This is a genomic window from Pseudomonas cedrina subsp. cedrina, assembly GCF_001983175.1.
Classification (GTDB): Bacteria; Pseudomonadota; Gammaproteobacteria; order Pseudomonadales; family Pseudomonadaceae; genus Aquipseudomonas; species Aquipseudomonas cedrina.
Window position 1 is genome coordinate 79361 of sequence record NZ_MNPW01000018.1, and the last position, 21267, is coordinate 100627.

A 21267-nucleotide genomic window follows, 5' to 3' on the forward strand; every position below is an offset into this window, starting at 1 on the left:
ACCGGAAATTGTGTGATACCGATGCTGCAATAGCATCACCTCGGTGAGACTGATATACCGAGTCGTTCGCATCGCAGGCAAGCCAGGCCCACAACAAGCCAGCGCAACCTCTACCGACGGCGCAGTGTCGGTTCAGTAGCCATGCACCCCACCAGATAATCAATAAACACCCGCAACTTCGGCGGCAGATAGCGCGTGGGCGAATGCAGCAACCACGCCTCGCCATGGTAGGACGCAATAAAATCCCACTCGGGCAACACCTGCACCAACCGCCCCTCCTCCAGCGCATGACGCGCCGTGAAATACGGCAAGCTGGCAATTCCCACATGCTGCAACACCGCATCCAGCCGCACGCCGGTGTGGTTCGCCGCATACCGCCCGCGCACGGCCACTGTCACCGACTTGCCGGCCTGGCGAAATTTCCAGCGCGAGTCGCCGGGTGTTTCCCCCAGGTAGATGCAACTGTGCTCCAGCAGATCATGGGGATGGCCCGGCGTACCGTGCTCGGCCAGATACTCCGGCGTTGCACACAGCAGGTGCTCGATGGGCAATAACTGCCGGCCGACCAACCCCGGCGGCGGGCTGTCGGTGATGCGGATACTCAGGTCGATATTGTCATCGATCAGGTCCACCTGCCGATCCTCAAGAATCAACTGCACATCCACCTTGGGATAGCGCCGCAGGAACTCCGGCATATGCGGATGCACCACGAACCGCCCCACGGCCTTGGGCACGCTGACCCGCACCAGCCCTTCGGCCTCATGGGTAAACTGGCCGCTGATCTCCATCACAGAGCGCGCCGCGTTGACCATCTCCTGGCAGCGCGTGAATACCTCTTCACCGCCTTCGCTCAAGCGCAACTTGCGCGTCGTGCGCTGCAGCAAACGCATCGCCAGGGCTTTTTCCAGGCGCGAGATACTGCGGCTCACCGAAGAAGGCGAAGCGCCCATCTGCCGGGCGGCTTCGGAAAAACTGCCGGTTTCCACCACCTTGACGAAAATCGCCATCTCGCCCAGCAGTGGTAACGGTAGATTGATGCTCATGGTGCACAGGTCCATTGATAGATGAGCGGATTATCGCCCATTCACGCACAACTTATACTGCCCGCAGACCCCTGATGCGGATGTAAATAATGACCGAACGCCTGTTTTTCACCCACGACCACCTGACGGCAGAGCTTGAGGTGCTGAGTTGCACCCCTCACGAGCAGCAGTTTGCGGTCATCCTGCAGTCGACGATCTTCCACCCGCAGGGCGGTGGGCAACCCTTCGACACCGGCTGGCTCAGCGAAAGCACCGTGCTGCGCGTCGTCCAGGAAGCCGACCGAGTGGTGCACTACGTTGACCGGCCACTGGCGCCCGGCCCGGTCACCGCCCAGGTCGATGAACAGCGCCGCGCGTTGCACAGCCGGCTGCATTCGGCCGGCCATTTGATCGGCAACGCCGGCGAGTCCCTGGGTTGGATGCCGATCAAGGCCCATCACTGGCCAGGCGAAGGCAAGATCACCTTTATTCGTGGCGAGGCGGCGCAAGCCATGGAGGCCGAGGCGCTCCAGCAACAGCTCGACCAATGGATCGCTGCGGACTATCCACGCCATATGAACCTGGAAGACGGCACCCGCGAAGTCGGCTTTGGCCCATTGCCCGCGTATGCCTGCGGCGGCACCCATGTGCAGAGATTGGGCGAGCTGGGCCAGGTGACCATCTTGGCGCTGTCGGAGAAAAAAGGCGCGCTGTCGGTGCGCTACCGCTGCGATTGACGCGATAAACCAGCACCTGCGGGAAGACGACTGCTGCGGTGAAGACGCCAGCCCATCAGTACCATTGCAACACTGAGCGCGGTGATCAGGCCGATCCACATCCCTTGCGGCCCCCAGCCCAGTCCCAAGCCTAACCAAACACCCAGGGGCATGCCGATTCCCCAGTAAGAAGCCACCGCGATCATCATCGGCAGCCGGGTGTCTTGCAGCCCTCGCAGCGCCCCGGATGCGAGCATCTGCAAGCCATCAGGCAGTTGCAACAGTGCAGCATAAAGCAAAAGCGTCGAAGCCAGCGCGATGACCGCGACATCTTGGGTGTACAACTGTGCGATCGCCCCATGGGCAAACAGCAAAACGCTCGCAGAAAGCAGTTGAGTCATACAGACAATCACGTAACCCGCACTCGCAGCGCGTCGAATACCCGTGCGCTCTCCAAGCCCAAGCGCGTGCCCTACTCGAACAGTCGTCGCTTCGGCCACTGCCACCGGAACCATGAAACAGACCTGCGCCACGTTGACGGCAATCTGATGCGCCGCAAGGGACACCGCGCCTAATTGACCGATCAATAACGTAGTCGCAATAAACAGGCCGCCTTGCATCAGTATCGCAACCCCTATTGGCAATCCGACACTCAACAAACCACGTAATTGCGCCAGGTTTGGCCACTCAAAATACTCGAACAGGCGCAGATGCGAAAACCGGGTCGTACTGCACAAATAGAACGCAAAGAGGATCGCTTGCAACCACATCATGCTTGCCGACGCAATGCCCAGTCCTTGCGCGCCCAGTTCAGGAAACCCCCACCTACCGTGGGTCAAGCCATACCCCAGCGGCACCAGCACGCACAACCCGCCGAAGCCGAACACCATGGTCGGGCGCATCCAACGCATGCCCTCACTCAAATAACGCATGCAAAAAAACAGGGTCAGGGCTGGGCTTCCCCAGCGCACTGCGGACAGGAACGCTTGCGTCTGCGGAATGACATCAGCGGCAATACCGGCAGCCTCAAGCCAGCACCGGGCCAGGCTGAGAAACAGGAACATCAGCCCGCCCATTCCCAGCGCCAGCCACAGCGCCTGGCGGAATACGGCGCCTATTTCGGCCTCCCGTCCCGCGCCTGACAACTTCGCCACCTGGGCAGTCAGGGCAATCAACGTGCCGATGGGCACCAGCATCGGCAACCACAAGAGCGCAGTGCCCAAGGTCACCGCCGCGAGAGTGACCGTGCCGTGATGGCCGGCAATGACGTTGTCGACCAGGGCAATCAGCCCCACCGACACATGCCCCACCAATAGCGGTAACGCTAACCTGGCCGTGGCATTGATTTCCTGAAAATTCGCACGGTTAAACGGACTACGAGTGGCGGACATAAAAACCAGATTTCCTTGAAGCACTAAGAGGCGTGCATTTATCAATGCCCCTCATGCACCCGACAAGTCAGAGGTTTCCGATTGCACGCGAGGAAATATCCCTTAAAGCTTAATCGCGCCTGCCCCGCACCACCGCAGGGCTTATTGCGCACCGCCATCGAAACCGTCAGGCGCTGTCCAAGGCAGGGCATTGACCGAAAACCCACGGCGTCACGTTGTTCTTTTGAAAATTGGCAGCTAGCCTCTTTTGCACCGGACGCATTCGTATCGACGTAGGATATTTCACTCATTCAACGCTCCCTACCCTCTCCTGTGCGGTGTTAATGTGTGAAATTGTTTCTGACATTTCGATCAGAAATTTTCCAATTCACTTGCAAAGGAATGCGTCTCTCCATGCACTTTCCACTCAAGCACCTGGCTACCGCCATCCTGCTCGCGGCGAGCCTTTCGGCCATCACCAGCCCCGCTTCCGCCAATATCACCCCGGACCAGAGCACGGCGATCCTCAAGCAATTCAACGAAACCTCCGTCACCGATTTTCGCGGTTTCCTCGGCACCTTGGTCAAAGGCGACCTGGGCAAGACCAGCGATGTCGGCCCGGCAATCAATGCCTTCCTCGCCGACAAAACCCTGAGCGCCGACCAGCAGAACGAGATCAATCGGCTACTGGGCCTCTATACCCGAGTGAAGTACGGCAAGGCGGCCACCGAGACCCTGCGTGAGTTGGTGGAGATCCCGACGTTTAACGTCGACGGCGTGCCGCAGTACAAGAATCCGGAATTCATCAAGATCGCCGGCAAAATCCAGGACCTGGCAAAGGCCTTCAATCTGAATTTCCGCAACATTGATAACCGTGTGTACGAAATCACCCTGGAAGGCAGCGGCGACGAAGTGGTCGGTATCCACGCCCATGCTGACGTGGTGCCGGTGACGCCGGAGAACTGGGTGCTGAAAGATGGCACCAAGCTCGATCCGTTCAAGGTCACGCTGATCGGCGATCGCATGTATGGCCGTGGTACCGAAGATGACAAAAACGGCATCGTAGTGGCCATGTATGCCATGAAGGTGATCAAGGAAGAAAAGCTGCCGCTGGCGCGCAACTTCAAGCTGCTGGTGGACACCACCGAAGAAACTTCCGGCGACGCGATTCCCTATTACTTCGAAAAGAACCCGACACCGCAGTACAACCTTGCGCTGGATGGCGGCTACCCGGTGGTGATTGCCGAGAAAGGCTACGGCACAGTGATGGCGACCTTCCCGCGGCGCCAGGGTGAAGGCGAAGGCGCGCAAATCATCTCGATGACGGGCGGCATGGCGACCAACCAGATTCCTTCGGCGTCGGTGGCTACGTTCGTGAGCGACCAGCCTGCGCAGTTGGCCGCCAGCCTGCAAAAGGCCGGTACCGAATATGCCAAGCGCAACGGTGGCGATTTTCAAGTCGTGGCCAAAGTCGACGGCAAAGACGTCAAGCTGACCGTCACCGGCGTGTCCGCTCACTCGTCGGAACCTGAATCCGGGGTGAACCCGGTCGCGCGCATGTTGGAGCTGATCCACAGCGTCGACGGCAAGATCGCCCTCAAGCACAACCACATCACCGACGCCGCGCGTTATGCGTCGGACAATTGGGGCCTGGATTACCTGGGCGGTAAACTGGGCGTGGGCTTCTCCGATGCGTTCATGGGGCCACTGACCACCTCATTGACCTTTGTCGGCCTGGATGACAAAGCCTTCAAGCTGGCGGTGAACCTGCGCGTGCCGAAGGGCAAGTCGCCGGAAAAACTCAAGACCGAAATTGCCGACAAGCTGAGCGCCTGGGACAAGCAATCCAAGGTCAACGTGGACTTCACCTACTCCGTGGCCGAGCCGATGTACCGCAACCCGGAAGGTGAATGGGTCAAGGCCCTGTTGGCGGTGGCCAGCGAGAATCTGGGCATGGAGCACAAGTTCGGCACTTCGGCCGGCGCAACCTCGGTGCATGAACTGCCCAACGGCGTGCAATTCGGCCTCGCACGGCCGGAAGTGAAATACACCGGGCACACCGACAACGAGTTCAAGACCGTCGACCAGTTCCTGCTGGACTTGCAGATCGTCACTGAAATGATGGGACGCATCGGGCAGTTGCCGAAGCTTTGATCGCCGCAGGGCCCGTCGTGATGGCGGGCTTTTTCAATTTGCATGAAATTTGCGCATAAAAAAACGCCGATCATCTCTGATCGGCGTTTTCTTGAATATGGAGCGGGAAACGAGACTCGAACTCGCGACCCCGACCTTGGCAAGGTCGTGCTCTACCAACTGAGCTATTCCCGCAAATGGCGTCCCCTAGGGGACTCGAACCCCTGTTACCGCCGTGAAAGGGCGGTGTCCTAGGCCACTAGACGAAGGGGACACGCTACTGAAATACATGGTGTGTATTCCAGTGCCCAAGGATTGAATCCGAAGATTCTGCCCTGGTTTCACTCAGTGCCGCCCGAGAGCCACACTGCTTAAACTTGGAGCGGGAAACGAGACTCGAACTCGCGACCCCGACCTTGGCAAGGTCGTGCTCTACCAACTGAGCTATTCCCGCATATTGGCGTCCCCTAGGGGACTCGAACCCCTGTTACCGCCGTGAAAGGGCGGTGTCCTAGGCCACTAGACGAAGGGGACACACGTACAACATTCACTCCCTACCGCGTTTCGCTGTGTGCTTTACGCTGTAAGTGGCGCGCATTCTATGGATGGATTGAAAGGTCGTCAACCCCCAAGGATAAATTTATTTAAATCAATGACTTCGCCCCGCTTTGCGGGCTTGCGAGGCGATTGTGCCTGTCCGGGTCTTGACGCCTATATTCTGGCACCCGACAAGACGCTATAGTTCGCTGCGGCAAATGATGGCAATGTGCATCCATCCGAGAGATCCGACTATATAGAAGCAAACTACCTGGGCAACTGGTCGATCTGTTCTATCCGCCGGGTCGCCCAGTCACTACACTCCACACTGTAAACCCTATAAAGAGGTCGCACCGGTGACACCACTCATGATCACCCTGCTGGTAATAGCCGGGATCGCAATACTGATCGCCATTGGCTATATGAACCACGTGGTGGAAAACAACAAGCTGGAAAAGAAGCGCACCGAGATCGAGCTCAACGATCGCCTGCGCCGTTGCGGTGAAATCACCGAGACCTTCCCTGGCCAGTTGATGACCCCGGGGCTCAAGCTGTTGCTGACCCGCCTTGAGCTCAACGTCAATCAGCGCCTGTTGAACCTCAACAAGAACAGTGCACCGATCAAGGCTCGCATCACCGAGCTGAATGCGCTGGCGGCCCAGGGTGAATCGATCCCGGTGAACAACCCGCCCGCCCCGATCCAGACCGAAGCCAAGGCCAAGGACGTGCGCTTCCTGCTCGAAGCCTTGCATGGCCAGGTCACCCGTGCCGCCCAGGACGGTTTCCTGCCGGCCAACGAGGCCAAGCACTGGATCAAGGAGATCCGCCATATCCTGGTGTTGCTGCATATCGAGTTCTTCAACAATCTCGGCCAGCACGCCCTGCAACAAGGTCAGCCAGGCCAGGCGCGCCTGGCCTTCGAACGCGGCGCGCAGTATCTGCGCAAACAACCGGAACCCGTGCTTTACAGCGCACAGCTGCAGCAGCTGGAAGCCCAACTGGCCCGCGCCAACTCCACGGTGCTGGCCAACAGCAAGCAGACCGCCGAGGAAGTCAACGAACTGAACGAGGGCATGAAGGAAGTCGAAGCCGACGCCGAATGGAAAAAGAAAGTCATCTACGACTGATGCACTGGGCGGGCGGTGTCGACGATTCGACGAGCCCGCCCATTGCAAGTGCCATCAGTTTGGATCTATCCCTCCCCCCGTTTCTCGCGTAAAAAAGTGCCCCTACTCCCACGAAGTCAGAGGCCCGCCATGCCTGTCGCCATCATTGCTGGACAACCGCTGCACTACCTCGACCAGGGTTCCGGTCCCGTCGTCCTGCTGGGCTCGAGCTACTTGTGGGACAGTGGCATGTGGGCGCCGCAGATCGAAGCCCTGTCGCAGCAGTACCGCGTGATCGTTCCAGAGTTGTGGGGGCATGGCGAATCAGGTCCGCAGCCCACGCAAACCCGCTCCCTCGATGACCTTGCGCGCCAGGCCCTGGTGCTGCTGGATCAGTTGGACATCGCGCAGGTCAACCTGGTTGGCCTGTCGGTGGGCGGCATGTGGGGCGCGCGCCTGGCATTGATGGCGCCCGAACGGGTCAACAGTCTGGTGCTGATGGACACTTACCTCGGCGCCGAGCCCGAGGCCACGCGACAGTACTATTTCTCGCTGTTCAAGATGATCGAGGATGCCGGCGCCATTCCCGAGCCGTTGCTGGATGTGGTCGCGCCGATCTTCTTCCGCCCGGATATCGATCGCGAATCGGCGCTGTACCAGGATTTTCGCCAGGCCCTGCAGAACTTTTCCCGGGATCGCCTGGTACACAGCGTGGTGCCGTTGGGCCGGCTGATCTTCAGTCGAGAGGATGTGCTGGACCAACTGCCGCGCCTGGACGCCGACACCACGCTGGTGATGTGCGGCGATCAGGACAAACCACGCCCGCCGGCCGAATCCCGGGAAATGGCCGACTTGATCGGGTGCAGCCTGATCCTGATCCCGCAAGCTGGCCATATCAGCGCACTGGAAAACCCCGACTTCGTCAACGAAGCGCTGCTGACCTTCCTCGCCAACCACGCCTGACCGCCCTCCCCTGTGATCGCTGCGTACGCGCGGCGATCACAGCCGGAAGTGCCCCACCATACCCTTGAGTTCCGCCCCCAACTGCGCCAGTTGAATACTCGACGCGGCGTTGCCTTGCATGCTCAACGCCGACTGATCGGCACTGGCGCGGATACTGGTCACGCTACGGTTGATCTCCTCGGCCACCGAGCTTTGCTCTTCGGCCGCCGCCGCAATCTGCTGGTTCATCTGCTGGATCAACGACACCGCCGCCGCGATGCTGCCCAGGGCACTTTCGGTTTCCAGTGCGTCGCTCACCGCCAGTTTCACCAGCTCGCCGCTTTGCTGGATCTGCTGCACCGAGGACTGCGCCGCACTGCGCAAGGTAGCGACCAGGCGCTCGATTTCTTCGGTCGATTGCTGGGTGCGCTTGGCCAAGGCGCGCACCTCATCGGCCACCACCGCAAAACCGCGGCCCTGTTCACCGGCACGCGCGGCTTCGATGGCGGCATTGAGGGCCAGCAGGTTGGTCTGTTCGGCCACGCTTTTGATCACGCTCAATACGGTGCCGATATGCTGGATCTCTGCGCTCAGGCTCTCGATGCTGGCGCTGGCATGGGTGCTGGAGGCGGCCAGCAATTCGATGCGCTGCAAACTCTGGCGTACCACCTGTTGGCCGCTGTCGACTTTGTCGTCCGCCGTCTGCGCTGCTTGCGCGGCCTCTTCGGCGTTGCGCGCCACGTCGTGCACGGTGGCGGTCATCTGGTTCATCGCCGTGGCAACCTGTTCGGTTTCTTCTTTCTGGTTGCTGACTTCGGCATTGGTCTGCTCGGTGACGCTGGACAGTGACTGCGCCGAACTGGCCAATTGCTCGATGCCGGCCTGCAGGCCGCTGACCATTTGGCTCAGGCCATTGCCCATCTGCTGCATCGCCTGCATCAATTGGCCGATTTCATCGCGGCGGCTGACATCCATGCGCCCGCTCAAGTCGCCGGCGGCGATCTGCCGGGCCACGGCAATCACACTGCGCAGCGGCGCGACAATCAATCGGGTAATCAACCATGCCGCAATCAAGCCCACCAGCAGCGCCAGGGCAGAAGAACCAATGATCAGCAGCGCGCTTTTCTTCAACTGTGCCTGCATCGACTGGTCTTCGGCGTCGTAAGCCAGGTTGACCCGGCTGACGACTTGGTCGGCACGCTCATGCAGCTGTTTGTAGACGACCTTCTCCTGCGCCAGCAGGTCGGTGTACTCGCCCAGCTTTTCGCTGAACGCGGCGATATGCCCGGAGACTTCGTTGAGCACGGTCTGGTAGCCCGAGTCCTTGACCGTGGTTTTCAGTTGCTCGACCTGGGCCAGGGCTTGATCGGCCTGCTCGATCTTGCCCTGCGCAGCGTCTTCGTCGCTCACCTTGCGGCTCTGGTCCAGACGGACATGGGCCTCGTTCATGGCTTGCAACATCAAGCGTGATACCTGACTGATCTGCCCTGCCTGCTCGATGAATTCGGCGCCCTCCTTGCCCTGGCTTTCCTTCAAACCGTAGGCGCCGTCATCGGCCAGCCCGGCCTGCAAGACGTCGAGGTTATTCGCAACACTGGACACTGACCAACTGGCCATTTCCAACGCCAGGTCCTTGGTCTGGGTCAGTTCGACGAACTCATCGAACGCCTTGCGGTAGGCGGCCAGGGCGAGTTCAACATCGGTCATCACCGGCACGTTCGCCGCTGATTGAGCCTTGAGGCTGGTCGCGAGGGCAGCCAGGGCATCGACACTTTCATGCAGGGCATCGACGGCCTTGGGGTCGGCATGCAGCGCATAGTCCTGTTCGATCAGGCGCACCTTGAGCAAGCCACTGTTGAGCGATGACATGGCCTTGAGCCCCTCGAACCGTTGCCCGACGGTTTGCAGGGACCACACGCCGATGGCCGCGACCAGGGCCGTCAACAGCAGCACCAGGGTAAAACCCAAGCCCAGTTTTTTTGCCATACCGAGGTTGGCGAATTGTCGTTGCACGCCCGAAATCATTGCCTTGTATCCTCTCGCAATGGCAGATGCCATCAAGCCCGGTTTACATAGGCCAGATTCGCAACCACAGGGCCTCGAACACAAGTCACCGGCGCCACAATAATGGCAAAAAGCTACACGCCCGTCGTTTTCAGGATGGTCGAGGTCGATCTGGCGGGCCCCATTGCGCGGAACAACGCCAAGGCCCGTTGATCGTCGGCGTACGCCACATTGATGCGCAGCCACTCACTGGGTTCGCCCGTCGGACTGAACAGCGCGCCCGGCGACAACAAAACGCCGAGCCGCCGCGCGCACGCTTGCAGCCGCGAACGATCCTTCACCCCTGGCCGCGCCCACAGGAATATGCCGCCGGCGGGGGCGACGAACACGTCCCACTCTTCATCCTCCAGCACCTGCAACGTCGCCGCCATTTGCGTATTCAGCCGCTTGCGCAGGCGCTGCACCCACTTGCGATAAGTGCCGTTGGCCAGCAGCGTCGCCACCACCGCCTCGGCAAACCGCGAGGTGCCGAACCCGGTCATGGTCTTGAGGCTGGCCAATTGCGCAATGATCGCCGTGCTCGCACTCAGGTAGCCCACGCGTAGGGCAGAGCTCAGGGTCTTGGAAAAGCTCGCGACGTAGATCACCCGGTCATCGTGGGGTAATGCCGAAAGCCGCGTGCAGCTGGCGTGTTGCAAGTCGCCGAACACATCCTCTTCAATGATCAGGAAGTTTTCGCGCCGCGCCAGCGCCAGCAAATGCTCGGCTACAGTACGGCACAGGCTCGAGCCCGTGGGGTTGTGATACAGGCTGTTGATGAACAGACACTTGGGGCGATGGCGCTGCAACAGGGCTTCGAGCGCCGCAATGTCCGGGCCGCCGCGGGTGCGCGGCACTTGCAACAGGTGTACGCTATGGAAGGCCAGTTGCCGGTAGAGGTTGCCGTACCCCGGCGTTTCCACCACCACGCAGTCGCCGGGCTTGAGTAATGTGCGTATCAGCAAGTCCTGGGCATGGCTGGCGCCTGCGGTCGTGAGGATACGATCAAGGTCGGTGGCGATATGGGCCTGGGTCAGGCGCTTGAGCAGTTGCTCGCGCAGCGCAGGCAAGCCCAAGGGTGTGCTGTAGTTGAACAGGCCGGCGGTGTCGGTACGGGTTACTTCGCGAATCGCGTAGCTGATGTCATCGCTTTCACGCCAGGCATCCGGCAACCAACCGCAGCCCAGTTTCAGCTCACCCAACGGATTGTCGACGAACGCTCCCCAATCCCGCTCCGCGCCTTCGTACCACTGGCCTTCCTGCGACGGCGGCGGCTCGGCCACCCAGAAACCCGCGCCCTGCTTCGACACCAGCAAACCCTGGGCGACCATCCGCTCGAACGCCTCGATCACGCTGGACTGGCTCAGCAGGTTATCGAGAGCCACCTGCCGGATGGACGGCAAGCGGGTGCCGGGCCTCGCGCCACTGTTGCGAATCCATTGCGCCACCGCGCTGATGATTTGCTGCACCACCGGTACAAGGGCTTGTCGATCGATCCCTAAATCCATGCGCCACTCACTTCAACTGTTTGTTATTCAACCCTCAACAGTTAAGCACAGAAGCCTCCGGCAACCGGTCGCCAAGTTTTATTAAATTATTGATTTTATTGAGTTATTTACCTAGTGATACACATTCCGACAAAGCGCACCGCCAGCCATGGAAACGCCCCACAGCCCTGCCAAACCTTTTCGAATGAAGGGCGACGCGAGGTCCTAGATCGCCGTTGCGCCACCGTCCACCGCCAAGGCCTGGCCAGTGGTGAATGCCGCGCCATCGCTGCACAGATACAGCACCGCGCTGGCGATTTCCTCGACCTTGCCGATACGCCCGACCGGGTGCATGGCGGCGGCAAAATCGGCTTTGCGCGGATCGGCTTCATAGGCGCGCCGGAACATATCGGTATCGATCACGGCCGGGCACACCGCGTTGACGCGGATTTTCTTTTTCGCATATTCGATGGCTGCCGATTTGGTCAGGCCGATCACCGCATGCTTGGACGCTGCATAAATGCTCATCTTCGGCGCCGCGCCCAAACCCGCGACCGACGCGGTGTTGACGATGGCCCCGCCGCCCTGGGCCAGCAGCAGCGGCAACTGGTACTTCATGCACAACCACACGCCTTTGACGTTGACGCCCATGATCGCGTCGAACTCATCCAGGCTGCCGTCGGCCAGCTTGCCTTTCTCGATCTCGATCCCGGCATTATTGAAGGCGTAGTCCAGGCGGCCATAGGCGGCGACAGTCTGAGCCATCAACTGCTGCACATCGGCCTCAAGCGTGACGTTGCAGCGTACAGACAGCGCTTCGCCGCCGGCCTGCCGGATCAGGGCGACGGTGCCCTCGCCCCCCGCCGCATCCAGGTCCGCGACCACCACTTTCAGGCCTTCGGCGGCGAACGCCAGCGCGGTCGCACGGCCAATACCGGCAGCGGCGCCGGTCACCAGGGCAACCTGGCCGGAAAACGTCATGCTCATAAGGATGTCCTGTGGGAAATGTAACCGGGGGCCGAGTCTAGCCAACGCCGCGCCGCACATGTCAGCACTATCAGAAGGCCGGTTATGGCTGCATGGATCGCAGTGATAAGGCACACGGGCCGACTATCAGCAACACCTATCGGCCAGCATTCGCGCCGCCGGTGAACCTTGCCCCTGAAGCGTTCAAGGTCTATCACTTGAGGTTCATTTCCAGAAGAGTCCCTGCCATGACCGCCCAGACCAACCGCCAATTCCTCCTCGCCAAGCGCCCGGTCGGCGCGGCCACCCGGGAAACCTTCACTTACCAGGAAGTCCCGGTGGGCACGCCTCAGGACGGCCAGGTGCTGGTGCGCAATGAATACCTGTCCCTCGATCCGGCCATGCGCGGCTGGATGAATGAAGGCAAGTCTTACATTCCGCCGGTCGGCATTGGGGAAGTGATGCGTGCGCTGGGCGTGGGAAAAGTGATCGCGTCGAACAACCCGAAATTCGCGGTCGGTGACTACGTCAATGGCGCCTTGGGCGTTCAGGACTACTTCCTGGGCGAGCCGCGTGGTTTCTACAAGGTCGACCCTGCACTGGCGCCGTTACCGCGCTACTTGTCTGCCCTGGGCATGACCGGCATGACCGCTTATTTCGCGCTGCTGGAGACCGGCGCGCCCAAGGCCGGTGAAACCGTGGTGATCTCCGGCGCGGCCGGCGCCGTGGGCAGCATCGCCGGGCAGATCGCCAAGATCAAAGGCTGCCGCGTGGTGGGTATTGCCGGCGGCGCCGACAAGTGCAAGTTCCTGGTGGACGAGTTGGGCTTTGATGCCGCCATCGACTACAAAAGCGAAGACGTGCCCGCCGCTCTCAAGCGCGAGTGCCCCAAGGGCGTGGATGTGTATTTCGACAATGTCGGCGGCGACATTCTGGACGCGGTGCTCAGCCGCCTGGCACTGAAGGCCCGCGTGGTGATTTGCGGCGCCATCAGCCAGTACAACAACAAGGAGGCGGTGAAGGGGCCGGCCAACTATCTGTCACTGCTGGTCAACCGCGCGCGCATGGAGGGGTTTGTGGTGATGGATCATGCCGCTCACTTCGCCGCCGCCGGCCAGGAAATGGCCGGCTGGATGGCGCAGGGCAAGCTCAAGAGCAAGGAAGATATCGTGGAGGGGCTGGAGACATTCCCGGAAACGCTGATGAAGCTGTTCAATGGCGAGAACTTTGGGAAGTTGGTGCTCAAGGTCAGCTGACACCCCCAACGGCCCGTGTGACCACTGTACCTGTGGGAGCTGGCTTGCCTGCGATGCAAACGACTCGGTCTTTCTGTCATACCGGGTTGATGCTATCGCAGCGGTGCGGCGATCCGACAAGCCAGCTCCCACATTGAATGTGCGCGCTTTAGCGGTCAGGCGATTTCGGCGACTACAGCCGCCAACGCCGCTGCCGGATCCGCCGCCTGGCTGATCGGGCGACCGATCACCAGGTAATCCGAGCCCGCGTCCAGTGCCTGGCGTGGGGTCAGGATGCGGCGCTGGTCATCTTGGGCGCTGCCCGCCGGGCGAATCCCCGGGGTCACCAGTTGCAGCGACGGATGCACGGTTTTCAGCGCCTGGGCTTCCAGCGCCGAGCACACCAGGCCATCGAGGCCGGCTTTTTGCGCCAGGGCGGCGAGGCGCAATACTTGCTCCTGGGGCTCGATGTCCAGGCCGATACCGGCCAAATCTTCACGTTCCATGCTGGTCAGCACGGTCACGCCGATCAGCAACGGCTTGGGACCGCTGCGCTGTTCCAGCACTTCACGGCACGCGGTCATCATGCGCAGGCCGCCGGAGCAGTGCACGTTAACCATCCACACGCCCATTTCGGCGGCGGCCTTGACCGCCATGGCGGTGGTGTTGGGGATATCGTGGAATTTCAGGTCGAGGAACACCTCGAAGCCTTTGTCACGCAGGGTGCCGACGATTTCCGCGGCGCAACTGGTGAACAGTTCCTTGCCGACCTTGACCCGGCAAAGCGTGGGGTCCAACTGGTCAGCCAGCTTCAGTGCGGCGTCACGGGTGGGGTAATCCAGGGCGACGATGATAGGCGTCTGGCAGACGGACATTGGCGTGGGCTCTCAGGCAAGTCGAAATCGGCGCGGATTGTAGCGCAAGCAGCGCCGTTGCGGGATCCGATGATCGGTAAATACTGACCAGGCGCCGTCCGGCGGTCCGCTCAGGCAATTGTTTCAGAGCTGATACATTCACGACATGCCCACAACACGCACCACGCCTAGGCTCCCCGCACGACCCACCCGCCAGCACTTCCAGCCATGGGGCTGGGCGCCTATGCTGACCGCAACCCCACGGCAGACGATCGCATCATGCAAACCCCTCCCTTCTCTTTGAACGACGCGCAAAAAGGCGCGGTGATCGCCGATGACAAGCGCTGGAACACCCGTGCGCTGATCGTCGACGACGATGTGCCGATCCGCGAATTGTTGATCGACTACCTGGCCCGCTTCGGCATCCTGGCCACCGGCGTTACCGACGGCACCACGATGCGCAAGGCCATGCAGGCCGAAACCTTCGACGTGATCGTGCTTGACCTGATGCTGCCGGGCGAAGACGGCCTGTCGCTGTGCCGCTGGCTGCGCGCGGAGTCGGACATCCCGATCCTGATGCTCACCGCCCGCTGCGAACCCACCGACCGCATCATCGGCCTGGAGCTGGGTGCCGACGACTACATGTCCAAGCCATTCGAGCCCCGCGAGCTGGTCGCGCGGATCCAGACGATCCTGCGCCGCGTGCGCGATGACCGCAGTGAACAGCGTGCCAATATCCGCTTCGACAACTGGCGGCTCAACAGCGTGTTGCGCCAGCTGGTGGCCGACAGTGGCCTGGTGGTGCCGTTGTCCAACGCCGAGTTCCGGCTGCTGTGGGTGTTTATCGAACGCCCGCGCCGGGTGCTGAGCCGCGAACAATTGCTGGATGCCGCCCGTGGCCGTTCCATCGAAGCCTTTGATCGCAGCATCGACCTGCTGGTGTCGCGCCTGCGGCAAAAACTCGGTGACGACCCCAAGGCACCGCAGTTGATCAAGACCGTGCGTGGCGAAGGCTACCTGTTCGACGCCAGGGATATTGGCTGATGCGCAACGCGTTCAACACACTGTTCGGGCGGCTGTTCGGTGTGTTGCTGGTGGCGATCGTGCTGGCCCATGTGTTGGCATTCATCTGGTTTCACCATTACGGCCCACCGCCGCCACCGCCCCAGGAAGCCTATGTGGAGCAACCGGGCGGGTCCATGGCGGCCCTGCCCAAGGCACATCGCCGCCCCTGGTTCGGTGGCCCGCTGGTGCCGCTGACGTTTCAGTTCGTCTCGCTGATCATCGCTGCGTGGTACGGCGCCAAGCTGCTGAGCCGGCCGATCCAGCGCCTCAGTGAAGCCGCCGAGCGCTTGAGCTTGGACCTGGACAGTCCGCCCCTCGACGAGTCCGGGCCGCGCGAGGCCCAGCGGGCGGCGTCGACCTTCAACCTGATGCAACGGCGCATTCGCGAGCAAGTCAGCCAACGCGCGCGCATGCTCGGCGCAGTGTCCCATGACCTGCGCACCCCGCTGTCACGCCTCAAGCTGCGCCTGGAACAGATCGAAGACACCCGGCTGCAAGGCCAGATGCGCCAGGACCTGGACGACATGATCGGTATGCTCGATGCCACTCTGAGCTACCTGCACGAACAACGCACCAGCGAAACCCGGCATTGGCTGGATGTGCAGGCGCTGGTGGAGTCGATGAGCGAAAACGCCCAGGACCAGGGCTGCGATGTGCAATTTTCCGGCAGCTGCGCGCCGCTGCAAGTGCAACCGATGGCGTTGCGTTCATGCCTCAATAACCTCATCGACAACGCCTTGCGCTATGCCGGCACGGCGCGCATCGAACTGGTGGACAGCCGCGAGGCGCTGGTCATCCGCGTGATCGATCATGGCCCCGGCATCGCCGCCGACAAGCGTGAAGCGGTGTTCGAACCGTTCTACCGGCTGGAAGGTTCACGCAACCGCAACTCCGGCGGAGTGGGCCTGGGCATGACGATTTCCAAGGAAGCGGCCGAACGCCTCGGCGGTCGGTTGGACCTTGAGGAAACGCCAGGGGGCGGCTTGACGGCGGTCATGTGGCTGCCGCGTAGCTAATGGATCGACACTGCCCCATGTGGGAGCTGGCTTGCCTGCGATAGCGCAGTGTCAGCTTTCAAACGGCTAGCTGACAGGCCCCCATCGCAGCATGGGTATCTACACAACTTTCAGTTGACCAATCCCCCTGTGGGAGCTGTCGAGCTTTAGCGAGGCTGCGAAAGCGGTGGGTCAGGCGAAAAAAATTCCAGCAGTGCCGCCGCCTTCGCAGCCTCGCTGGGGCTCGACAGCTCCCACATTTTGAACCGAGTTCAACATGAATACCGGTCGGCTCTAAGGCCGCCGCGCTTTGTTTTTGATCTTGATCTGAGGCGCCCCGTCAACCACGCTGGCCGTAATTCGATGTTGATTTGGGGGGTAAACCGGCAGGACGCCGGTTTAGCCGCCCCGCGCCATGGATGGCGCGTGGCGGCGGCCCCCCAAATCAATGTCGGATTACGGGCATGCCGAGCCTAAGCGAGGCACCAAGTGGTGGGGCGATGTACGGGACAACCACATGGGTTACAAAAAAGTGCATTCACATAGGTGACCCGCCGTAAGGGCGGAACCCTAAGCCGCCGTTACCGCAGCAACGGATATGTACTCGGTCAAACCCAAAAAAACGGTCGGCCCGAAGGCCGCCAAGCAAGCTCCTCGCCACACACCGTTGAAAGTTGTGTAGATACCCATGCCCATCGCAGGCAAGCCAGCTCCCACATGATCTCTACCGATCAGTTACAACGGTTTATCCTCCCGGCGCCCCTGAGCCTGGGTGGCGCTCCAATCCGTCAACAGGCTATAGGCCACCGCCAACAAGGTCGGGCCGATGAACAGGCCGATGAAGCCAAAGGCAATCAAGCCGCCGAACACGCCGAGCAGCACAATCACCAACGGCAGGTTGCCGCCGCGGCTGATCAGGTAGGGCTTGAGCACGTTGTCCACGCCACTGATGATGAAAGTGCCCCATACACCGAGGAACACCGCATAGGTGTAATCACCTTTCCACGCCAACCATGCCGTGGCCGGGATCCACACGAGCGGCGGGCCCATGGGGATCAGGCTGAGCAGGAAGGTGACGATGCCCAGCACCAGCGCGCCCGGTACGCCGGCAATCAGGAAGCCGATCAGCGCCAGCACGGCCTGGGCGGCGGCGGTGCCGATCACGCCGTTGACGACGCGCTGTACCGTGCCGGCCACCAGTTCGATGTAGTAACCGGCACGATCGCCGATCAGGCGCTCCAACAAACGATGCACGAACATCGCCAGGCGCGGCCCGTCGCGATAGAAAAAGAACACGAACACCAGGCTCAGGGTCAGCTCAAGGATGCCGCCACCGATCTGCGCACTGCGCGCCAGCAACCAATTGCCGACCTGCCCCAGGTATGGCTTGAGGCTGACCATGAGGGCCGCGCCCTGTTGGTCGACGCTGTCCCACATCGCCACCAGGCGCTCGCCGACCAAGGGGATAGAACCGAGCCAGGTCGGTGCCGCCGGCAAGCCATCGACCTGGATATCCTTGATCAACGCCACGGCATCGCGCACATGGTCCGCGAGGTTGAAGCCCAGCCACACCAGCGGCGCGGCCACCAGCAGCATCCAACCCAAGGTCAGGATGCCGGCCGCCAACGACTCGCGCCCTCCCAGCCCACGGGTGAGCAGGACCATCAACGGCCAACTGGCAAACGCCAGCACCGCGCCCCAGAACAGCGCCGACCAGAACGGCGCCATGACCCAGAAGCTGGCACCAAACAGCACCAGCAGCAGGATTTGCACCAGCAGGCGATCATTATTGAGCATGGGGTATCTCTAGAAGAAGACGGTAGGAACACAGCTTAGGCGAACGGCACGGGGCCGCTCGCCTTGCTACGCCTAGCGTATCAGATGCAGGTGCAAGCCTTTGGCGTCAACCTCGTTGCCGGTTTCCAGGCGAGCAGCGCGCACGCCTTTGTCGATCAGGGCCAAGCGCCAGGTCTCGGCATTCGGGCCGGTCAAACTTACGCGCAAGGTGGTATCGAGGTTCAGCCCACGGGAAATCAGGGTCAGCCAGGTGTCATCCGGTTCAGCGCCCAATGCGGGGAAGTCCAGCTCGCCAGTGCTTTTAAGCTCGCGCAACAGGGTGGCCGAGGTGGGCAGCAGGTCACCCAGCGGCGCGCTCGCGTCCAGTTGTTCCACATGCAGATAGGCGCGGCGATTACCGCGGGTGATGCTGTAGAGGGCGACCAGGGAATCGCTCTCGGCCAGGCGCAGCAACAGGTATTCCTGCTGGCTGTCGGCACCGACCAGCTTGGCGTTGCCGAAGATCTCATTGGCCCACAGGCTGCTTTCGCCGCAATCGCGGGCCTTGCACCAGAACAACAACTGCGCGCCCTTTTCCTGCAACGCTTCGCGCGTGGCGGTAAACGCGGCGCTGGCGCTGTGTTCGGCGGGCAACTCATAGGTGATGGCGGTGGCTTGGCCGCGCGCGGTGGCCTGGCCTTCATAGCGCAACTGGCCGCTGATCTTGCGGATCGCGCCCATGGGGTAGATGCGTTCTTTGTCTTCGGCGGGGCGGTAATCAACGATCTGCGAATCGACCTGACGGGCCACGGCGGGCAAGTCCTGGCTACCCGGTATGTCGGCGGCGAATACCAAAGGGCTCAGGAGGCTCAAGCCCAGGATACGGAAACATCCGTTACGCACGCTCATAAGATCAACGAGCCCTGGCCAACGTTGGTCATAGCGATGTTGAAGTTGTTCATGGTTGACTCCCTTTCGATCCGCCCAGCCTCGGCAGTTGACCGCCCCAAGTCAAGGCGCGCGGAAGAACCGATTGAAACAGTCTGCAACAAGGACCGCGCCAGACTCATCATTCACGTGCAAATGATGGCCGCCTGGCAGCGTGGTGACGGTAAAGGGCAGCCTTGAAAGCAATTCGGGATGTTTCGCCAGCATGCCGTCGGCAGCGACCACCAACTGTGTAGGGCAGCCCACCCTTTGCACGAAGGCCATGGCCTGTTCATCGGTAAGACGCATCGGCGAAGCCAGGGTAAGCCGGCTGTCGGTGCGCCAGGTGTAACCGCCCGGAACCGGCATCAGGCCGCGCCGGGCCAGCAATTCGGCGGCTTCACGGCTGACCGCCACCAGGCCTTTCATGCGCGCTTCGACGGCTCGATCCAGGGTGTCATAGACCGGCTTGCGCTTGTCCTGCAGGTTCAATTGCGCCTGCAAGGCCATGCCCAGCCGCTCGGCGGCGTTCTCACCGCTGGCCGTCGGCGGGATCACACCATCGATCAATCCCAGGTGCGTCACACGCTCCGGCAACGCGCCGGCCAGCACCAGGGAGACGATGGCGCCAAGGGAGTGACCAAGTAATGCAAAACGTTTCCAGCCCAGTTGTTCGGCGACTTGCAGCACGTCGTAGACGTAATCCCACAAAGCGTAGCCGGCTCCCGCGGGACGGTGCGCCGAATGCCCATGCCCCGCCATGTCGAGTGCAACGATGCGCAAACCCCGCAGTTTCGGCGCCAGTCGCGCAAAGCTGTTGGCGTTGTCCAGCCAGCCATGCAGGGCGATCACCGGCAAACCGTCCTCGGGCCCGAACAGATGTGCCGCCAATTCGATATGCGGCAGGCTCAGGCGCACTTCTTCGACCGGCGTGCTCATGCGCAACTGCGCTCGCGGGCCTGCCAGCGGGAGAGCAGCTGCTTGATCAAGGTCGCGGTGTCCTGGGGGCGCTCGAGCGGGAACATGTGGCCGCCGGGCATGGTGAGCATTTCCCCCAGGGGCAGGCGCCCCACGCCACTGGCGTGGTGACGCATCACCACGCGGCTCTGGCGACCGCGCACCACCGCCAACGGGATGTTCAACAGGCGCACCTGGCCGGGGCTGGTGTGGGGCACGCCGCGGTAGATGCTGATCTCGGTGGCCGGGTCGAAGCGCAGGCGCAGGCGGTCGCCCACTGGGTGCAAGCCATGCTGCAGGTAGGCGTCGAAGCAGTCCGGGTCAAAGCCTCGGAACAGGGTCTTGCCGGCGAAATAACTGCGCGCGGCATCCAGGTCGCTGAATTCTTCACGCCGGCCGAGTGTGCGCCCGGCCGGGGTCAGTCGATCGATAAAGCCCAAGCGCTTGGCCGCGCGGATCACCCAGCGGTCGGCGCGGGTCAGCACCGGAGAATCCAGCATGACCACACCCCGATACAACTGCGGGCACCGCATGGCCGCGTGCAGATGCAACACGCCCCCCAGGGAATGCCCCACGCCCCACACCGGTTCCGGTTGCTGTTCCAGATGATGGATCAGTTCGTCCACCAGGTTCTGCCAGTTATCGTCCACGGGAAACCTGGGGTCGTGGCCGTGCTGCGGCAGATGCGCTACCGCGTATTCCGGGGCCAGCGCGGCAAACAACTTGCCGTAGGTGGCCGAAGGGAAGCCATTGGCGTGGGCGAAAAACACAGGCTGTGACATACCGGATCCATCGACAGAAGCAGGGGTTGATTGTCGCCATGCGCGGCGGGTACGGCAATGACTGTAACTGCCAGGAAGGGTGACACTCACGCCATGTCTATCGCGGCATGGTCTCGATGCGACTTTCTGCGGTGAGTGGCGAGGGGGCTTGCGTGGCGGCCTTAGGGCCGACCAGGCTTTTGGGGTTGACCGGGTACATATCCGTTGTTTGGGTCATGGCGGCTATTGGTTCCGCCCTTACGGCCAGCCCTTTCAAGGTCTTTTGGTTTTAGCGGCCTTGAGCACCCGATCCGTCGACACGTGGGCATTCGCAGCTTTGCCTTCAAGCCACTCTTTGGGTTTAGGTACCTTCGG

Annotated in this window: 17 protein-coding genes, 4 tRNA genes and 1 pseudogene; 7 read left to right on the forward strand and 15 right to left on the reverse strand. The window is 61.5% G+C overall.

The genetic code is table 11. The annotated features are described in order from the left end of the window. Positions 1 to 110: 110 nt before the first annotated feature. Complete coding sequence (locus BLL36_RS27825; protein ID WP_076954804.1) at positions 111 to 1043, reverse strand: LysR family transcriptional regulator; 933 nt, start codon at positions 1041 to 1043, stop codon at positions 111 to 113. A gap of 89 nt (positions 1044 to 1132) precedes the next feature. Between BLL36_RS27825 and BLL36_RS27830 the strand changes: the two genes are divergently transcribed. Continuing rightward, positions 1133 to 1759, forward strand: coding sequence for an alanyl-tRNA editing protein (locus BLL36_RS27830; protein ID WP_076954805.1), 627 nt, complete (start codon positions 1133 to 1135; stop codon positions 1757 to 1759). Here the strand turns inward: BLL36_RS27830 and BLL36_RS27835 are convergent. Further along, positions 1744 to 3129, reverse strand: a complete 1386-nt coding sequence (locus BLL36_RS27835; protein WP_076954806.1) for an MATE family efflux transporter — start codon at positions 3127 to 3129, stop codon at positions 1744 to 1746. The two genes, BLL36_RS27830 and BLL36_RS27835, sit on opposite strands and share 16 nt — an antisense overlap. 393 nt (positions 3130 to 3522) lie before the next feature. Between BLL36_RS27835 and BLL36_RS27840 the strand changes: the two genes are divergently transcribed. After that, positions 3523 to 5262 carry a dipeptidase gene (locus BLL36_RS27840; protein WP_076954807.1) on the forward strand — a complete coding sequence of 580 codons (1740 nt, stop codon included), beginning with the start codon at positions 3523 to 3525 and terminating at the stop codon, positions 5260 to 5262. A 98-nt stretch (positions 5263 to 5360) separates the two neighbouring features. Here the strand turns inward: BLL36_RS27840 and BLL36_RS27845 are convergent. From BLL36_RS27845 to BLL36_RS27860, 4 genes are all read right to left on the reverse strand, one after another. Further along, a tRNA-Gly gene (locus BLL36_RS27845) sits at positions 5361 to 5436 on the reverse strand. Between the two features lie 3 nt (positions 5437 to 5439). Continuing rightward, a tRNA-Glu gene (locus BLL36_RS27850) sits at positions 5440 to 5515 on the reverse strand. A 104-nt stretch (positions 5516 to 5619) separates the two neighbouring features. After that, a tRNA-Gly gene (locus tag BLL36_RS27855) sits at positions 5620 to 5695 on the reverse strand. Positions 5696 to 5699: 4 nt separating this feature from the next. Continuing rightward, positions 5700 to 5775, reverse strand: a tRNA-Glu gene (locus BLL36_RS27860). A 371-nt stretch (positions 5776 to 6146) separates the two neighbouring features. On the opposite strand from BLL36_RS27860, the gene BLL36_RS27865 reads away from it, so the two are divergent. Together BLL36_RS27865 and BLL36_RS27870 are read left to right on the forward strand one after the other, a co-directional pair. Beyond that, the gene (locus BLL36_RS27865) at positions 6147 to 6905 is read left to right on the forward strand and encodes a hypothetical protein (RefSeq protein ID WP_186694616.1); all 759 of its coding nucleotides are present in this window, start codon (positions 6147 to 6149) and stop codon (positions 6903 to 6905) included. 129 nt (positions 6906 to 7034) lie between these two features. Beyond that, a complete protein-coding gene (locus BLL36_RS27870) occupies positions 7035 to 7847 on the forward strand; it encodes an alpha/beta fold hydrolase (RefSeq protein WP_076954809.1) in 813 nt (270 codons plus the stop codon). A gap of 36 nt (positions 7848 to 7883) precedes the next feature. On the opposite strand, the gene BLL36_RS31845 is transcribed toward BLL36_RS27870, so the two are convergent. The 4 genes and pseudogenes from BLL36_RS31845 to BLL36_RS27885 form a co-directional block, all read right to left on the reverse strand. Continuing rightward, entirely contained in the window at positions 7884 to 8801 is a 918-nt protein-coding gene (locus BLL36_RS31845; protein ID WP_394329505.1) for a methyl-accepting chemotaxis protein, read from the reverse strand. Beyond that, a pseudogene (locus BLL36_RS31850) lies at positions 8790 to 9884 on the reverse strand (HAMP domain-containing protein); the annotation flags it as partial. The pseudogene BLL36_RS31850 and the gene BLL36_RS31845, both read right to left, overlap by 12 nt. 80 nt (positions 9885 to 9964) lie before the next feature. After that, the gene (locus BLL36_RS27880; RefSeq protein ID WP_076954811.1) at positions 9965 to 11377 is read right to left on the reverse strand and encodes an aminotransferase-like domain-containing protein; all 1413 of its coding nucleotides are present in this window, start codon (positions 11375 to 11377) and stop codon (positions 9965 to 9967) included. A gap of 204 nt (positions 11378 to 11581) precedes the next feature. Further along, complete coding sequence (locus BLL36_RS27885; protein ID WP_076954812.1) at positions 11582 to 12343, reverse strand: SDR family oxidoreductase; 762 nt, start codon at positions 12341 to 12343, stop codon at positions 11582 to 11584. Positions 12344 to 12570: 227 nt separating this feature from the next. Between BLL36_RS27885 and BLL36_RS27890 the strand changes: the two genes are divergently transcribed. Further along, positions 12571 to 13578 (forward strand): NADP-dependent oxidoreductase, encoded by a 1008-nt coding sequence (locus tag BLL36_RS27890; RefSeq protein WP_076954813.1) that lies wholly within the window; start codon positions 12571 to 12573, stop codon positions 13576 to 13578. Between the two features lie 155 nt (positions 13579 to 13733). Here BLL36_RS27890 and pyrF read toward each other — a convergent pair whose 3' ends face one another. Beyond that, positions 13734 to 14432 carry an orotidine-5'-phosphate decarboxylase gene (gene pyrF, locus BLL36_RS27895; protein ID WP_076954814.1) on the reverse strand — a complete coding sequence of 233 codons (699 nt, stop codon included), beginning with the start codon at positions 14430 to 14432 and terminating at the stop codon, positions 13734 to 13736. Positions 14433 to 14690: 258 nt separating this feature from the next. Here pyrF and BLL36_RS27900 point away from each other — a divergent pair, with 258 nt between their 5' ends. Continuing rightward, positions 14691 to 15455, forward strand: coding sequence for a response regulator (locus tag BLL36_RS27900; RefSeq protein WP_076954825.1), 765 nt, complete (start codon positions 14691 to 14693; stop codon positions 15453 to 15455). Continuing rightward, complete coding sequence (locus BLL36_RS27905; RefSeq protein WP_076954815.1) at positions 15455 to 16492, forward strand: sensor histidine kinase; 1038 nt, start codon at positions 15455 to 15457, stop codon at positions 16490 to 16492. Before BLL36_RS27900 ends, BLL36_RS27905 begins: the two co-directional genes overlap by 1 nt. 714 nt (positions 16493 to 17206) lie before the next feature. On the opposite strand, the gene BLL36_RS27915 is transcribed toward BLL36_RS27905, so the two are convergent. The 4 genes from BLL36_RS27915 to BLL36_RS27930 all read right to left on the reverse strand — a co-directional run bounded on the left by BLL36_RS27915 (position 17207) and on the right by BLL36_RS27930 (position 20913). Next, positions 17207 to 18268, reverse strand: coding sequence for an AI-2E family transporter (locus BLL36_RS27915; protein ID WP_076954817.1), 1062 nt, complete (start codon positions 18266 to 18268; stop codon positions 17207 to 17209). 72 nt (positions 18269 to 18340) lie between these two features. Then, complete coding sequence (locus tag BLL36_RS27920; RefSeq protein WP_076954818.1) at positions 18341 to 19156, reverse strand: DUF4892 domain-containing protein; 816 nt, start codon at positions 19154 to 19156, stop codon at positions 18341 to 18343. Between the two features lie 102 nt (positions 19157 to 19258). Continuing rightward, on the reverse strand, positions 19259 to 20113 hold the full coding sequence (locus BLL36_RS27925) for an alpha/beta hydrolase (RefSeq protein WP_076954819.1): 855 nt from the start codon (positions 20111 to 20113) through the stop codon (positions 19259 to 19261). Beyond that, a complete protein-coding gene (locus tag BLL36_RS27930; protein WP_076954820.1) occupies positions 20110 to 20913 on the reverse strand; it encodes an alpha/beta fold hydrolase in 804 nt (267 codons plus the stop codon). The genes BLL36_RS27925 and BLL36_RS27930 overlap by 4 nt, the downstream gene beginning before the upstream one ends. Positions 20914 to 21267: the final 354 nt, after the last annotated feature.

Coding starts and splice junctions, on each gene's coding strand:
- BLL36_RS27825 (WP_076954804.1), bottom strand. CDS start 1,043: ATGAGCATCAATCTACCGTTACCACTGCTGGGCGAGATGGCGATTTTC.
- BLL36_RS27830 (WP_076954805.1), top strand. CDS start 1,133: ATGACCGAACGCCTGTTTTTCACCCACGACCACCTGACGGCAGAGCTT.
- BLL36_RS27835 (WP_076954806.1), bottom strand. CDS start 3,129: ATGTCCGCCACTCGTAGTCCGTTTAACCGTGCGAATTTTCAGGAAATC.
- BLL36_RS27840 (WP_076954807.1), top strand. CDS start 3,523: ATGCACTTTCCACTCAAGCACCTGGCTACCGCCATCCTGCTCGCGGCG.
- BLL36_RS27865 (WP_186694616.1), top strand. CDS start 6,147: ATGATCACCCTGCTGGTAATAGCCGGGATCGCAATACTGATCGCCATT.
- BLL36_RS27870 (WP_076954809.1), top strand. CDS start 7,035: ATGCCTGTCGCCATCATTGCTGGACAACCGCTGCACTACCTCGACCAG.
- BLL36_RS31845 (WP_394329505.1), bottom strand. CDS start 8,801: ATGGATGTCAGCCGCCGCGATGAAATCGGCCAATTGATGCAGGCGATG.
- BLL36_RS27880 (WP_076954811.1), bottom strand. CDS start 11,377: ATGGATTTAGGGATCGATCGACAAGCCCTTGTACCGGTGGTGCAGCAA.
- BLL36_RS27885 (WP_076954812.1), bottom strand. CDS start 12,343: ATGAGCATGACGTTTTCCGGCCAGGTTGCCCTGGTGACCGGCGCCGCT.
- BLL36_RS27890 (WP_076954813.1), top strand. CDS start 12,571: ATGACCGCCCAGACCAACCGCCAATTCCTCCTCGCCAAGCGCCCGGTC.
- pyrF (WP_076954814.1), bottom strand. CDS start 14,432: ATGTCCGTCTGCCAGACGCCTATCATCGTCGCCCTGGATTACCCCACC.
- BLL36_RS27900 (WP_076954825.1), top strand. CDS start 14,691: ATGCAAACCCCTCCCTTCTCTTTGAACGACGCGCAAAAAGGCGCGGTG.
- BLL36_RS27905 (WP_076954815.1), top strand. CDS start 15,455: ATGCGCAACGCGTTCAACACACTGTTCGGGCGGCTGTTCGGTGTGTTG.
- BLL36_RS27915 (WP_076954817.1), bottom strand. CDS start 18,268: ATGCTCAATAATGATCGCCTGCTGGTGCAAATCCTGCTGCTGGTGCTG.
- BLL36_RS27920 (WP_076954818.1), bottom strand. CDS start 19,156: ATGAGCGTGCGTAACGGATGTTTCCGTATCCTGGGCTTGAGCCTCCTG.
- BLL36_RS27925 (WP_076954819.1), bottom strand. CDS start 20,113: ATGAGCACGCCGGTCGAAGAAGTGCGCCTGAGCCTGCCGCATATCGAA.
- BLL36_RS27930 (WP_076954820.1), bottom strand. CDS start 20,913: ATGTCACAGCCTGTGTTTTTCGCCCACGCCAATGGCTTCCCTTCGGCC.